Annotated in this window: 11 protein-coding genes; 7 read left to right on the top strand and 4 right to left on the bottom strand. The window is 59.3% G+C overall.

What is annotated here, in order from left to right; translation table 11 throughout:
* Window positions 1-37: 37 nt before the first annotated feature.
* The 5 genes from QRN36_RS04575 (at window position 38) to QRN36_RS04595 (ending at window position 6,074) form a co-directional block, all read left to right on the top strand.
* Window positions 38-388: a BON domain-containing protein gene (locus QRN36_RS04575; RefSeq protein WP_285422988.1), complete on the top strand. Its 351-nt coding sequence runs from the start codon at window positions 38-40 to the stop codon at window positions 386-388.
* A gap of 394 nt (window positions 389-782) precedes the next feature.
* Complete coding sequence (locus tag QRN36_RS04580; RefSeq protein ID WP_285422989.1) at window positions 783-2,276, top strand: sensor histidine kinase; 1,494 nt, start codon at window positions 783-785, stop codon at window positions 2,274-2,276.
* A complete protein-coding gene (locus QRN36_RS04585) occupies window positions 2,273-2,893 on the top strand; it encodes a response regulator transcription factor (RefSeq protein ID WP_093464294.1) in 621 nt (206 codons plus the stop codon). Before QRN36_RS04580 ends, QRN36_RS04585 begins: the two co-directional genes overlap by 4 nt.
* Window positions 2,894-3,195: 302 nt before the next feature.
* Entirely contained in the window at window positions 3,196-5,547 is a 2,352-nt protein-coding gene (locus QRN36_RS04590) for a bifunctional diguanylate cyclase/phosphodiesterase (protein WP_285422990.1), read from the top strand.
* A gap of 161 nt (window positions 5,548-5,708) precedes the next feature.
* Window positions 5,709-6,074 carry a response regulator transcription factor gene (locus QRN36_RS04595; protein WP_285422991.1) on the top strand — a complete coding sequence of 122 codons (366 nt, stop codon included), beginning with the start codon at window positions 5,709-5,711 and terminating at the stop codon, window positions 6,072-6,074.
* A 371-nt stretch (window positions 6,075-6,445) separates the two neighbouring features.
* Here the strand turns inward: QRN36_RS04595 and QRN36_RS04600 are convergent, their stop codons facing one another.
* A complete protein-coding gene (locus QRN36_RS04600; RefSeq protein ID WP_285422992.1) occupies window positions 6,446-7,018 on the bottom strand; it encodes a hypothetical protein in 573 nt (190 codons plus the stop codon).
* Window positions 7,019-7,523: 505 nt separating this feature from the next.
* Here QRN36_RS04600 and QRN36_RS04605 point away from each other — a divergent pair.
* Both QRN36_RS04605 and QRN36_RS04610 read left to right on the top strand, forming a co-directional pair.
* Window positions 7,524-8,525, top strand: a complete 1,002-nt coding sequence (locus tag QRN36_RS04605; RefSeq protein WP_285422993.1) for a response regulator — start codon at window positions 7,524-7,526, stop codon at window positions 8,523-8,525.
* Window positions 8,526-8,528: 3 nt separating this feature from the next.
* A complete protein-coding gene (locus tag QRN36_RS04610) occupies window positions 8,529-9,488 on the top strand; it encodes a diguanylate cyclase (RefSeq protein WP_285422994.1) in 960 nt (319 codons plus the stop codon).
* 248 nt (window positions 9,489-9,736) lie between these two features.
* Here the strand turns inward: QRN36_RS04610 and QRN36_RS04615 are convergent, their stop codons facing one another.
* Genes QRN36_RS04615 through QRN36_RS04625 form a run of 3 tightly spaced genes read right to left on the bottom strand, consistent with a single transcriptional unit; the run spans window position 9,737 to window position 12,272 of the window.
* Window positions 9,737-10,534 carry an ABC transporter ATP-binding protein gene (locus QRN36_RS04615; RefSeq protein ID WP_285422995.1) on the bottom strand — a complete coding sequence of 266 codons (798 nt, stop codon included), beginning with the start codon at window positions 10,532-10,534 and terminating at the stop codon, window positions 9,737-9,739.
* 41 nt (window positions 10,535-10,575) lie between these two features.
* The gene (locus QRN36_RS04620) at window positions 10,576-11,364 is read right to left on the bottom strand and encodes an ABC transporter permease (protein ID WP_285422996.1); all 789 of its coding nucleotides are present in this window, start codon (window positions 11,362-11,364) and stop codon (window positions 10,576-10,578) included.
* On the bottom strand, window positions 11,361-12,272 hold the full coding sequence (locus QRN36_RS04625; RefSeq protein WP_285422997.1) for an ABC transporter permease: 912 nt from the start codon (window positions 12,270-12,272) through the stop codon (window positions 11,361-11,363). Before QRN36_RS04625 ends, QRN36_RS04620 begins: the two co-directional genes overlap by 4 nt.
* Window positions 12,273-12,275: the final 3 nt, after the last annotated feature.

Here is a 12,275-nt window from a genome sequence, read left to right on the forward strand (position 1 = left end):
GTTGGCGCAGATTTTGAGAAAAACAGGAGTTACTCGTATGAAGAAGTTCGCTATCGCTGCCGCTACTGCCACTGCTCTGACGCTGACTATGGCTAACGTAGCCATGGCTCAAACCTCTACTCAGGCTCCAATGGTGGTAGCCGCAGGTGAAGTCGCCAAAACCAAAGAAGCTACTTCCGACACCTGGATCACCACCAAGGTCAAATCCGACCTGCTGACCGAGAAAGGCATTCCAGGCTCCGACATCAAGGTTGAAACCAACAAAGGCGTGGTTTCCCTGTCGTCGACTGTCGCTGTGACTGAAGCTCAGAAAACCACCGCAGTGGCTATCACCAAGAAAATCAAAGGCGTGAAAGCTGTTTCGGCTGACGGCCTGAAAGCTGAGTAATACCGATTCGACAGAACCGAAAGAACGGGCGATCGACGGCCAGGGAGGCCGCCGGTTGATCGATTGAAGGTTCATGCGAAGGCCATAAGGATGTGGCCATTACAGGCCCCGGCGCTCGCGTCGGGGCCTGTTCTATTTGGGCCAGGAAAAGAACGGAGCACAGCCGTTCAGGATTGAATGTCGGCTCATTGATAATCTGTCTCGATCAGGATTATGTGGGTATATTTGTATCCGCTCTGACACTTTGGTGTGATGGGCAACTGCCTTTTTTTGAATAACTATTACGCTGCGTCGCTCCGCCCGCTTTTGGGCCGGGGGCGATGAAGGGCGTTTGCCCCGGTCGACACATTTGCGCTGCCAATCCAGTTACCCACAATAAGGCCAGACTGTCGCAATGAATACCGTCCCTGCAGCGAGTCTGCGCAACCCTCGGGCTGAAGTGTCGCCCAGCGTCTGGTTGCTCAGGCTGGGTTCCGCCATGCTGACGCTGGTCATCTTCCTGATGGATTGGCTCAGCACCCTCGATGTTGCAATCGCCGTGCTCTATGTCGCCGTGATTCTGATGTCCGGAGACCTCTTCTCACGCAAGGGGGTGGCCACCGTTGCGTGCGTCTGTGGTTTTCTGACCCTGCTGGCGTACCTGCTCTCCCATGGAACGGGCTGGCTGCTGCCGCCGTTCGCCCGCTGTCTGGTGAGCCTTGCAGCGATCGGCATCACCGGCCTGCTCGTCCTGAAATACAGAATCTCCAAAGACGCGTTACGCGAGCAAGTGCGCCTGCTGCATCGCAGCGAGGCATTCCTGGCGGGCGCTCAGCGTCTCAGCCAGACCGGAAGCATCGGGCTTAAGCTGCCCAGTGCCGAAATGTACTGGTCCGACGAAGCCCGGCGTATTTTCGACTTCGATGAGCAGCTGCAACCGACGCTCGAATACATGATGGGCCGCGTTCATCCGGAAGACAACGACGGGCTCAAGGCGCTGATCGAGCAGGCGTACGCGCAGCACGCCAATATGGAAACCGAATTTCGCGTGCTGATGGCCGACGGTTCGAGCAAATTCGTGCGCATGCTTGCGCAGCAGGCGCACGACGCGTCAGGGTGCTGTGAATACATCGGCGCGTTGATGGACGTCACAGCGAGCAAGAATGCCGAAGAGGCCCTGCATCGCTCGCAGAGCCAGCTGGCCCACGTGACTCGGGTGACGACGCTGGGTGAGATGGCGGCCTCCATTGCCCACGAAGTCAATCAACCCCTGGCCGCAGTGACCACCAACGCTGAAGCCGGATTGCGCTGGCTCAACCGCGACGTGCCGGATCTGGGGGAGGTGCGCAGTGCCATCGAGCGCATCAAAAGCGAGGCGCATCGTGCCAGCGAGGTCATCCGCCGTATCCGCAGTCTTTCCCGCAAGAACGACCCCAGCCACGTGCAGGTGGATATTTTCGACGTGCTGCAGGAATCCGTGGCGCTCATTCGGCGCGAGATCCGTCGCCATCGCGTCAGCCTTGATGTGTATCCTGGCGACGGCGTTCATTGGGTCAAGGGCGATCGCGTGCAGTTGCAACAGGTGATCATTAACCTGTTGATGAACGCGATGCAGGCGATGTCCGGCATGCACACCAAAGAGCGCACCTTGTCGGTCGCGCTGGGTACGGCCATGAACGGCGATGTATTGCTGCGTATCAAGGACAACGGTCCAGGCGTGTCGGAGCAGAACCTGCCCAGCCTGTTCAATCCATTTTTCACCACTAAACCTGAGGGGATGGGCATGGGCCTGTCGATTTGCCGCTCGATCATTGACGCTCACGGCGGCCGCATCTGGGCCGAAAGCGAGTTGGGGCATGGCGCGGTCATGAGTTTCTCGCTTCCTGCCTACGAGCACATGCCGTCATGACGCCGGTCGACAAGAGCCCCATCGTCTTCGTCGTCGACGACGATCCCGCCATTCGCGCCGGGCTGGACAGCCTTCTGCGCTCGGTCGGCATGCGCGTTTACACCTACGCTTCGGGCGCGGAATTCCTCCAGCACGCCTTCGAAGATGCCCCGGCGTGTCTGATTCTGGACGTGCGGCTACAGGGCGAAAGCGGCCTGGATTTTCAGGTGCGGCTGGCTGAAATGAAGGTGTCCATGCCGATCGTCTTCGTCAGCGGTCATGGCGATATCGCGATGTCGGTCAAAGCCATGAAGGCCGGCGCGCTGGACTTCCTGGTCAAGCCTTTCCGCGAGCAAGACCTGCTGGATGCCGTCACCCTGGCACTGCAGAAAGACAGCAAACGGCGCGAGACGGGCAAGGTGTCTGCCGAACTCCGCGCACGTTTTCAGACCCTGACCGCACGGGAGCAGGAAGTCATGTCCTACGCCGTGACCGGTCTGATGAACAAGCAGATCGCTTCGGAAATGGGCTTGAGCGAAATCACCGTCAAGATCCATCGCGGCCACGCCATGAAGAAGATGCAGGCCCGCACCTTTGCCGATCTTGTGAAGATGTCCGAGGCCCTGGCAGGGGAATGATTCCTGCCGCAGCCTGGGCGTCAGGCGACTCGCCCGCGCTGGGCCATTGAAATGATGGTCTTCCTCCTATACGGGAGTATGAGTCGCTTAGCCTGATAGCTAATCGGAATCATGACCCCGTAATGTTAATTTTCCCTACGTCCTGAGTTCCTTCACGAAAGCGTCGGTTCATTGCTCTGATTCGAGTGGTGAAAGGGGAAAGCACATGCCATTGAATTCGATCAGCAGCTGGAAACGCGTTCGCTCCCTTGCGGCAGACGGACTCGCCCAGACCGCATGCGCGGCTCATTGAGGCACCATCCATGAACACCGTTCTGATCGAGCCCGCCAACGACCGTGTGTCGCGGATCACTTGCCTGCTGCCGGCAGAGCCGGATCATTCGGCCACGCCGGTGCCCGTGGTCAAGATTCAGGTGTGGATGTGGGGCGGGCTTGCGCTCGGGATACTGGTGCTGCTCGGTGCGCTCCTCGGCCTGCTTTACCAGCAGGCACGCAATCAGGCAGTTGCCGATGTGAGCAATCTGAATCGCATTCTTGAGGCCCGGCTGACCAGCATTCTGCATGACACCCAGACCGATTTGCAGGGCATCGCGCTGCGCCTGGACGATGACCTCTTGCGCGGCGGGGCTGCTCCGGCAGATGACGGGCGTCAGTTGCGGGCGTTGGGTCGGCGATTTCCTTCGGTGGGCCATTTCGACGTGCTGACGGCTGAGGGAAGCTTTCTTTTCGGTTCCGACGCCCGCCCCGACACGCCGACCGCCAGCCAGCAGCGCTTTCGTGATGAACTTGCCCGACAGTCGCCCGGCGACGCCGCCGGTGAGTCGGCCGTGCTCGATCACGATGTCGCGCGAGAGCTGCTTTACATCGCGGTTCCGGTGTTTGATCGGCAGCGGCATGTAGGCTGGATTGCGTCCAGCCTGCCGCTCAAATCCATTTTTGACGTTATCAGCCAGGTGAACGTCGGCGACCACGGGGTGATCACGTTACGTCGCTCGGACCGGCCCGACGCAGTGCTGCGCGTGCCCTCGGCGGCTGATTCGAAGCGAGATTACAAAACCGACAGCATCGATCGGCTGGTGGCGCGGGGCAGCCAGGAGGGCGTGCTGGTCACGCGCTCGCGGGTTGACGGCGTCAAGCGTCTGTACGGCTACAAACGCGTCGGGGATTTTTCGCTGGTGCTGGTCACCGGGCTGGCCGCGCAGGATTATCTGCTGGGCTGGAAGTACACGGTGATCGCGTCGCTGGTCGTCTGCGGCGTGCTGTACCTGCTCATCATCGGCCTGACGCTGCGCTTGCAGGCCAACCGGATTCGTCGCCAGCAAGTGGTGGATGAATTACGTCAGAGCGCGTATCACGACGAACTGACCGGTCTGCCGAACCGGCGCTATTTGCTTGAGCGGGTCAATCAGGCCATCAACGACTGCGGGCGGGGTCAGCGTCTGGCGCTGCTGTATTTCGATGTGGATAACTTCAAGACCATCAACGATTCTCTGGGGCACGTCGCCGGGGACACGATCCTGCAGCGTCTGGCGCAGCGGCTGGTGGCCATGAAGCCTGCGGTGGACACGGTCGCCCGGCTCAGTGGCGACGAGTTTCTGGTGCTGGTGGACGACGATGACCCCGTCGCGCTGGCGCATCTGGTCGCGCGCATGCTTCAGGTCTTGCAGCAACCGCTTGAACTGGCGGGGTTTCCGCTGTCGATCTCAGCGTCCACCGGCCTTGCGTTGTACCCCGCCCATGGCCACGATTTCGGCTCTTTGCTCAAAGCGGCCGATACTGCACTGGCGCAGGCCAAGCGCAATGGGCGCAATACCTGGGTGTTCTATGAGGCGGCCATGGGCGCGCGCGAATTGCGCCTGCTGCACATACAGACCGAACTGCGTCAGGCACACGAGCAACAAGAACTGGAGATCCACTATCAGCCGCAAATCGATCTGAAGACCGGCGAAGTCATCGGGGCGGAAGCGTTGCTGCGCTGGAATCACCCCGGCCTGGGCCAGATCACCCCCGGCGAGTTCATACCGGTCGCCGAATCCAGCGGCCTGATCATTCCGATCAGCCGCTGGCTGTTGAGCAAGGTCTGTCATCAGGCGGTGGCGTGGCAAGAGGCTGGGTTCGGCGAACTGACCATGGCGATGAATTGCTCGGCGGTGCAGTTCCGCCAGGGCAACCTGGTGAATGAGGTCAAAAGGGCGCTGCACGAAAGCGGCCTCAAGCCGCACTTGCTGGAACTTGAGCTGACCGAATCCATTCTGATCGAGCATTCCGAACACGTGCTGGAAACCGTCCATGGCCTGAAGGCGTTGGGCGTGCGCATGTCCATCGATGATTTCGGCACCGGCTATTCGAGCATGGCTTATCTGAAGCGCTTTGCGGTGGACAAGCTGAAGATCGATCAGTCCTTCGTGCGCGGTTTGCTCAGCGACCCGCAGGATGCCGCGATCGTCCAGGCGGTGATCACGCTCGGACACAGTTTCGACATGAAGGTGATCGCCGAAGGCGTCGAGGATTTCGCCATTCTCGATGCGCTGGCGCTACGCGGATGTGACGAAGCGCAGGGGTATTGCTTTGCCAAAGCGCTGTCGCCAGTGGCGTTTGATGTGTTCATGCTGGCGCGTATCGAGTCCACGTTCATCGCAGAGAGATGGGTCTGAGCCGATCCCGAGGTTGTCTGAATGGTCAGAAAATGTCCGTCCGTCGCCAATTATCCCGAGTCATACGCCCGTATAATTCTCTGGTGCACGGCAGGTCGGTAACGTGTGAGCTGTTTCAATGCGCAACTTCGCGCTCTATTTTTCCGTTTAAAGGTAATCCTTTGTCCAGCCCCCCAATGATCGCTGTGGTCGACGACGACAATGCGGTCCGAGCCAGTATTGACAGTCTTGTCCGCTCTCTGGGTTTTGTCGTCCGGGTTTTCTCCTCGGCGGAGGAGTTCCTTGGGTCTGCCGAATTCACCAAGGCCGCGTGCCTGATCACTGATGTACAGATGCCCAACATGAGTGGCGTGGAGTTGCATGAGCACCTGACGTCCCACGGATTCAGCATCCCCACCATCTTCATCACTGCGTTTCCGGAAGACTCGGTACGCAAACGCGCCATGACCGGCAGCGCAATATGTTTTCTCGCCAAACCGTTTCAGGCGAAATCATTGATCGACTGCCTGGAATCCACGCTGAAGTGACCGGGATGTCGAGCACAGTATCGTTCACATCCGCACGCTGATAATCAGGCAGTCAGTCGGCTGACTTCGCAACATACTTTCCAAGACGGCTCCAGGCGCGGGGCAGGGAAGAAAGTTCATACATTGATGAGTGGCGCAGTCGCAACGCAGCGACACAAAAATAATGTGCGCCTAGTCAATCTTCAGAAAAAATTCAATCAGATCATGGCTTTGCGCCATTATTTGAATTTCTCGACTTCGGCTTTTGATTCAAACTTAAAGTGGCGCTGAGCCTGGGCGACGGGCGACTCGCTCGTGGGTCGAACGAAAGTTCGTTCCTGGCGTTGCCCAGTGGGGAGATGAAACAAACGAGCGTGCCGCTTATTGCTGATTCACGTGCTCGCTGGAAGAGGTACAGGCGACACATTCGCAGACTCGCTCGGCAGATGGATCTGAATCAACGCCACTAGTTGACTGATCTGATGAATGCAGTCGGTCATCATATGCAGGCTGTTGTAATCCCCTTCGATCACTGCTTTGTCCATGAGACTTTTGGTCTGCGCGGCGAATTGAGCGAGTACGTGGGTGCGGGTCGCAACGTGCTGCAGGCTGGCGGCAAAACTCTGGTCGTTCCAACCCGGCATTTCCTGCAATTCCATGTGCGCGGGTCGCGAGGCGGCAGCCGCGCCCAGATCATGAATGCGCTCGGCCAGAAACGCGATGCACAGCTCAGTCGCCTCACCGATACGATGAAACATCCTGCGCACGTCCACGAAGGTGACATGACGCGAGCGCACCTCCAGGCTCACGATATGACGGTGGAGTTCCTGTGCCGTGATCAAGTGATCCTGCAGCAATTGCACAAGGGCCAAGCGGTCGGACAGCCTGGTCGAATGACGGGCACCATAGTGGGGCGAGCCCAGTGACAGGGCGTAGCGCGTGTGCACTTTCTTATGGCCGTTCATGACGATCTTCCTCGCAATCCGATGTGAGCAGTGATCTGAATCGTGGTGCCATAAACAATAAATCACTCGGCGACAAGCCTCACTCCTACCTGAATACAGACGATTAGTACCTGCGGTTAGGTGCTTAATACTTGAGTATTGGCACGGCTCTCGGGCGGTGAGGCGCCCGTTGCGCATGTCCTGTATGTCGCTGCGAGATAAACTCAAATAAGCGGCAAGATAAAATATTGGCGCCATTAAACAAGCGTCATGCTGTTGTTTTATATAAATAAACGCGAAGGTTGATCGAGGTCATCAACCGAGGTGGAACTTTAGATAACGGTGTGCATAGATATTGCATACCACGCAGTTTATCGTTGAATGAGTGAAGAATTTACCCACTTGCCGCTGATACGTGAATGAAAGAATTCTTTGGCAGCATGGGCACTCAACTACTGTTATGCGTAATAAGTGCACTGATCTCCCGGGCCAGGCCTGAAACTCTTTTGTTGTGAGATTGAAAGCGATGCCCACTATCCCGCTGCTGATTTGCGACGATTCCAATATGGCGCGCAAGCAGCTCATTAGAGCCTTGCCTGCCGATTGGGGCGTGTCGGTCACGACGGCCACCAACGGACACGAAGGTCTGCAAGCCATTCGTCAGGGGCTGGGGCAAGTGGTGCTGCTGGACCTGACCATGCCGGACATGGACGGTTATCAGGCGCTCGCGGCCATGCGTGCAGAAAACCTGCAGGCGAAGGTCATCGTCGTCTCCGGCGACGTCCAGGAAGAGGCTGTCCGCCGCACCCTGGAGCTGGGTGCGCTGGCGTTTCTGAAAAAGCCGGCCGATCCGGTGGAGCTGCAGCAGACGCTGGAGCGGCTTGGGTTGCTCGGAGCGACTGGCCAGCCAACGCAGTCTCCGACGCCCAGAGTCGAACACTCCACCATCAGCTTCCAGGATGCGTTTCGCGAGACCGTCAACGTCGCAATGGGCCGAGCCGCGGCGCTGCTGGCTCGAGTCCTGGGTGTTTTCGTGCAGTTGCCGGTGCCCAACGTCAACATGCTCGAAGTCGGCGAGCTGCACATGGCGCTCGCCGATGCGCAGGCCAACGACCGCCTGACTGCCGTCTGCCAGGGCTATATCGGCGGCGGCATCGCCGGTGAGGCGTTGTTGCTGTTCCATGATTCGGAAATCTGCGACATGGCCCAGCTCATGAAGATAGATGACCGCGATTACTCCGAGATGGAAATGCTGCTGGATCTGTCATCGATCCTGATCGGCGCATGTCTGAGCGGCATCGCCGAGCAGATCGACATCGCTTTTTCTCAGGGTCATCCCCAGGTGCTGGACGTGCACAGTGGCATCGAGGAGCTGATCCGGATCAATCAGCAACGCTGGAAAAAGACGCTCGCAGTGGAGATCAGTTACAGCCTGGAAGGCCACAACGTCCATTTCGACCTGCTGATGTTGTTCACCGAGGATTCGGTAGAGCGGCTGTCGCGAAAACTCGCCTACCTGATGAGCTGATTCATGAACGATCGTATCGACATCAAAGAGCTTCACTGGCTGCTGACCATCACCCAGAGCATCGACGTCGGCGTGGTGGTGCTCGATCAGGATTACTGCGTGCAGGTCTGGAACACCTTCATGGAAAACCGCTCCGGTGTGCTGCCTTACGAAGCGGCGAACCGATCGTTTTTCGAGCTGTTTCCCGAAGTGAATCAATGCTGGCTGAAAAAGAAAATCGACAGTGTCATCACCTTGGGCACGCCGGCGTTCACCATCTGGGAGCAGCGCCCGTTTCTGGTCCGGTTCAAGAGCTACCAGCCGATCACCGGGCAAGAAGATTTCATGTATCAAAACACCACGATGTTTCCGCTGCGATCCACCAACGGCGAGGTGACGCACGTGTGCCTGGTGATCTACGACGTGACGGATGTGGCGACCAACCGCCTGCAATTGCAGGCCGCCAACCGAGAGCTGCAGAAGCTGTCCAGCACCGATCGACTCACCGGCCTCTATAACCGCGGGCACTGGGAAGAAGCGTTGCGTCTGGAGTACGCGCGTCATGTGCGTTACGGCACGTCTGCGGCGCTGGTGATGTTTGACATCGATCACTTCAAACGCGTGAACGACACCCACGGGCACCAGTGCGGCGACAAAGTCATTCAGCGCGTCGCCGATGTGATTCGCGGGCATATTCGTGACTCCGATATCGCCGGTCGCTACGGCGGCGAGGAATATGCGGTGCTGCTTCCCGACACCGATAAATACGGCGCCGGAATGTTTGCCGAACGTTTGCGTGTTGCAGTCCAGGAGCAGGAAATCACCCACGAGGGCGAAGCCATTCGCTGCACCATCAGCCTGGGCGTGGCCGACATGAACACCCCACTCACCGAGCACAAGACCCTGATCGAATGGGCGGATCAGGCACTGTACGCGTCGAAGAAAAACGGGCGCAATCAGGTTTCGTTGCACCAGGCGGGGTGAAGCGCCGTATGACTGAGTGATGCAACATTTGCAAGAGTGAGCGAGCTGTCTTTGACGACCCCTTCGATCAACGGCTTAACATCCGACGCCTTCCCGGCTAAAGCCGGTCCTACGAAAAGCTTGCGGCGTCGTAGGACCGGCTTTAGCCGGGAAGAGGCCGGCGCGTACTGTGGAGATGCAGGGGTAGGAAATCAGTCTTCGTCCGATGACGGCCCCGAGCGTGCTCACTCCCTCAACTGTCTGTTGGGCTAAGACAATTCGGCAAAATCACTCAGCACGTCGTCGCGCAGGGCAATGAAGCGCGCATCGCTGCGGTTGCGCGGGCGGGGCAGGTCGATGTCGACGATACGCCGGATCCGGCCGGGATGCGGCTGCATCACCACCACGCGATCGCCCAGATAGACCGCCTCGTCGACGTCATGGGTGACGTGGACCATGGTGATCTTTTCGTGCTGCCAGATGTTCTGCAGTTCTCTCTGCAGGCGGGTTCGGGTCAGGGCGTCGAGGGCACCGAAAGGCTCGTCGAGCAGCAACACGCTGGGGCGATTCACCAGCCCTCTGGCAATGGCCACACGCTGCGCCATGCCGCCGGAGATCTGATGCGGATAAGACTCCGTGAAGTCCTGCAGACCGACCAGATGAATGTGCTCGCGTACGGTGTCGCGTTTCTGCGCGGGCGTCAGCGGCGCATTTTTTAGGCCCACGGCGACGTTTTGCTCCACCGTCAGCCACGGAAACAGACGGTGATCCTGAAACACGATCCCGCGTTCCAGGCCGGTGCCTTTGATCGGCTTTTCGTCCAGCAGAATGCGCCCGTCGAATTCCTCATCCAGCCCCAGAATCAGCCGCAGCAGCGTGGACTTGCCGCAGCCGCTGGCGCCGACAATCGTGATGAATTCGCCGGGGGCGATGTCGAGCTGAACGTTGTCCAGTACTTGCAGCCGGGTGTCGGCGCTGGCACTGAAATGTTTGCTGATGTTCTCCAGGCGCAGGCCGTTGCCTTGCTGGGCTGGCGTCTGCGCAGAGCGTGATTGAATGGCGGGCATGATTGATTCCTTTGAAATACGGGATAAGTCGGGATCGGTGGTCAGCGCGGCAAAATGCCGTAGAGCCGTTGCATGCGCCGTTCCAGACGACGGGCCAGGACGTTGAGCGCCCAGCCGACGAGGCCGATGACGATCATGCCGAACAGCACCAGATCCATCATGAAATGCTCGCTGCCGTCGATCAGCGCGTTACCGATGCCTTCGCCGGAGACCAGCAGGTACTCAGCCCCAATGGTTGCCAGCCATGAGTACACCAGCGCCAGATAGATGCCGGTGAATATCGACGGCAGCGCGGCGGGAAGCATGACGCCGACGATGGTCTGCCAGCGGGTGAAACCGTACACCTTCGCCACTTCCAGCAACGCAGGGGAAACGCTGCGCAGGCCGTCGCATGTGTTGACCACCACAGGCACCAGCGCAGCCAGCGAGAGAAACACCACTTTGGCGACGTCACCCAGGCCGAACCAGACCGAGATCAACGGAATCCAGGCGAACAGTGAGATCTGCTTGAAGGTGTTGAAACTGGGCCCTACCAGACGCTCGAACAGTCTTGAGAAACCCAGCAGGCAACCGAGCACCAGGCCCAGTGTGGTGCCGATGAAAAAGCCACTGAGATCACGGGCCAGGCTCGCTGAAATCGCCCGCCAGAATTGCCCGGACGACACTTGCTCCCACGCAGTGACCGCCACTTTGCCCGGCGACACCAAGAGCCCGGAATCACTGAATCCCTGACTGGCGGCCAGCCACCACACAGCGATACCCACAATGGGCACGACCCAGCCTCGGTAGCGTGGACCCTGACTGCTTCGCGCAACCGTCAATGTGCTCATGCCAGGCTCCTCGTCGTGGTCGTCCGACCTTTGTTCAGACGGCGTTCGATGAACTCGAAACCGCGATCGATCAGCAATCCGACTGTGCCGACCACCACGACCGCCGCCATCACCAGATCGAGCTGAAACAGCTGACGGCCGTAGGCGATCAGGTAACCCAGCCCTTCACTGGACGCGAGCAGCTCGACGACCACCAGCGACAGCCAGGCCTTGGTGAAACCCAGGCGCAGCCCGGTGAAAATCGGTGCCACGGCCGAGGGCAGCACGATGTCGGTAACGATTTGGCGTTGGCTGAAACCGTAAGCGCGACCCACTTCCAGCAGGCGTTTGGGCACTTCGTGAAACGCCTGGAGCGTGCACAGCGTCACGGGCACCAGCGCGGCGTGGGCGATCAGCACGTACTTGAGCGGCTCGCCGATGCCGAACAGCAGCAACGCAAAGGGCATCCAGCCCAAGACCGGAATCTGCACCAGCGCGTTGAAGGTCGGCAGCAGGTAATCCTCGATCGTTTTCGACAATCCCATCGCCAGACCCAGGCCGATGCCCAGACTCGAACCGATCAGAAAGCCCACCAGCACGCGTTGCAGGCTCGCCGACGCGTTGAGCCACAAGTCACCGCTGGTGATCAGATCTCCCAGCGTCTGATAAACAAACGCAGGGGGTGGCAGCACTTGCTCGGACAGCCAGCCCCGCTCGGTGCCCAGGTACCAGAGCCCGAGCAGCGCCAGCGGCAGTAGCCAGGGCAGGGCGCCGTTGAGGGCGCGGCTTCGCCAGGCGGTTTTCGCCGCGTGCGCGTGCGGTACGCGTCGAGGCGCGCGCACCGGGGCCGCAGGCAGGCGTTCAATGGTCGCGCGCTTCTTGGCGGACAGCGATTGCGCGTCGAGCGCAGGCGCATTGGCTCTGGCCATGTC

Origin of the sequence: Pseudomonas sp. efr-133-TYG-103a (assembly GCF_030209235.1) — a bacterium.
In the GTDB taxonomy this organism is placed as follows: Bacteria; Pseudomonadota; Gammaproteobacteria; order Pseudomonadales; family Pseudomonadaceae; genus Aquipseudomonas.

What these genes read in the sequence shown, in the direction of transcription:
- QRN36_RS04575 (WP_285422988.1), top strand. Translation starts at nt 38, where the DNA reads ATGAAGAAGTTCGCTATCGCTGCCGCTACTGCCACTGCTCTGACGCTG.
- QRN36_RS04580 (WP_285422989.1), top strand. Translation starts at nt 783, where the DNA reads ATGAATACCGTCCCTGCAGCGAGTCTGCGCAACCCTCGGGCTGAAGTG.
- QRN36_RS04585 (WP_093464294.1), top strand. Translation starts at nt 2,273, where the DNA reads ATGACGCCGGTCGACAAGAGCCCCATCGTCTTCGTCGTCGACGACGAT.
- QRN36_RS04590 (WP_285422990.1), top strand. Translation starts at nt 3,196, where the DNA reads ATGAACACCGTTCTGATCGAGCCCGCCAACGACCGTGTGTCGCGGATC.
- QRN36_RS04600 (WP_285422992.1), bottom strand. Translation starts at nt 7,018, where the DNA reads ATGAACGGCCATAAGAAAGTGCACACGCGCTACGCCCTGTCACTGGGC.
- QRN36_RS04605 (WP_285422993.1), top strand. Translation starts at nt 7,524, where the DNA reads ATGCCCACTATCCCGCTGCTGATTTGCGACGATTCCAATATGGCGCGC.
- QRN36_RS04610 (WP_285422994.1), top strand. Translation starts at nt 8,529, where the DNA reads ATGAACGATCGTATCGACATCAAAGAGCTTCACTGGCTGCTGACCATC.
- QRN36_RS04615 (WP_285422995.1), bottom strand. Translation starts at nt 10,534, where the DNA reads ATGCCCGCCATTCAATCACGCTCTGCGCAGACGCCAGCCCAGCAAGGC.
- QRN36_RS04620 (WP_285422996.1), bottom strand. Translation starts at nt 11,364, where the DNA reads ATGAGCACATTGACGGTTGCGCGAAGCAGTCAGGGTCCACGCTACCGA.
- QRN36_RS04625 (WP_285422997.1), bottom strand. Translation starts at nt 12,272, where the DNA reads ATGGCCAGAGCCAATGCGCCTGCGCTCGACGCGCAATCGCTGTCCGCC.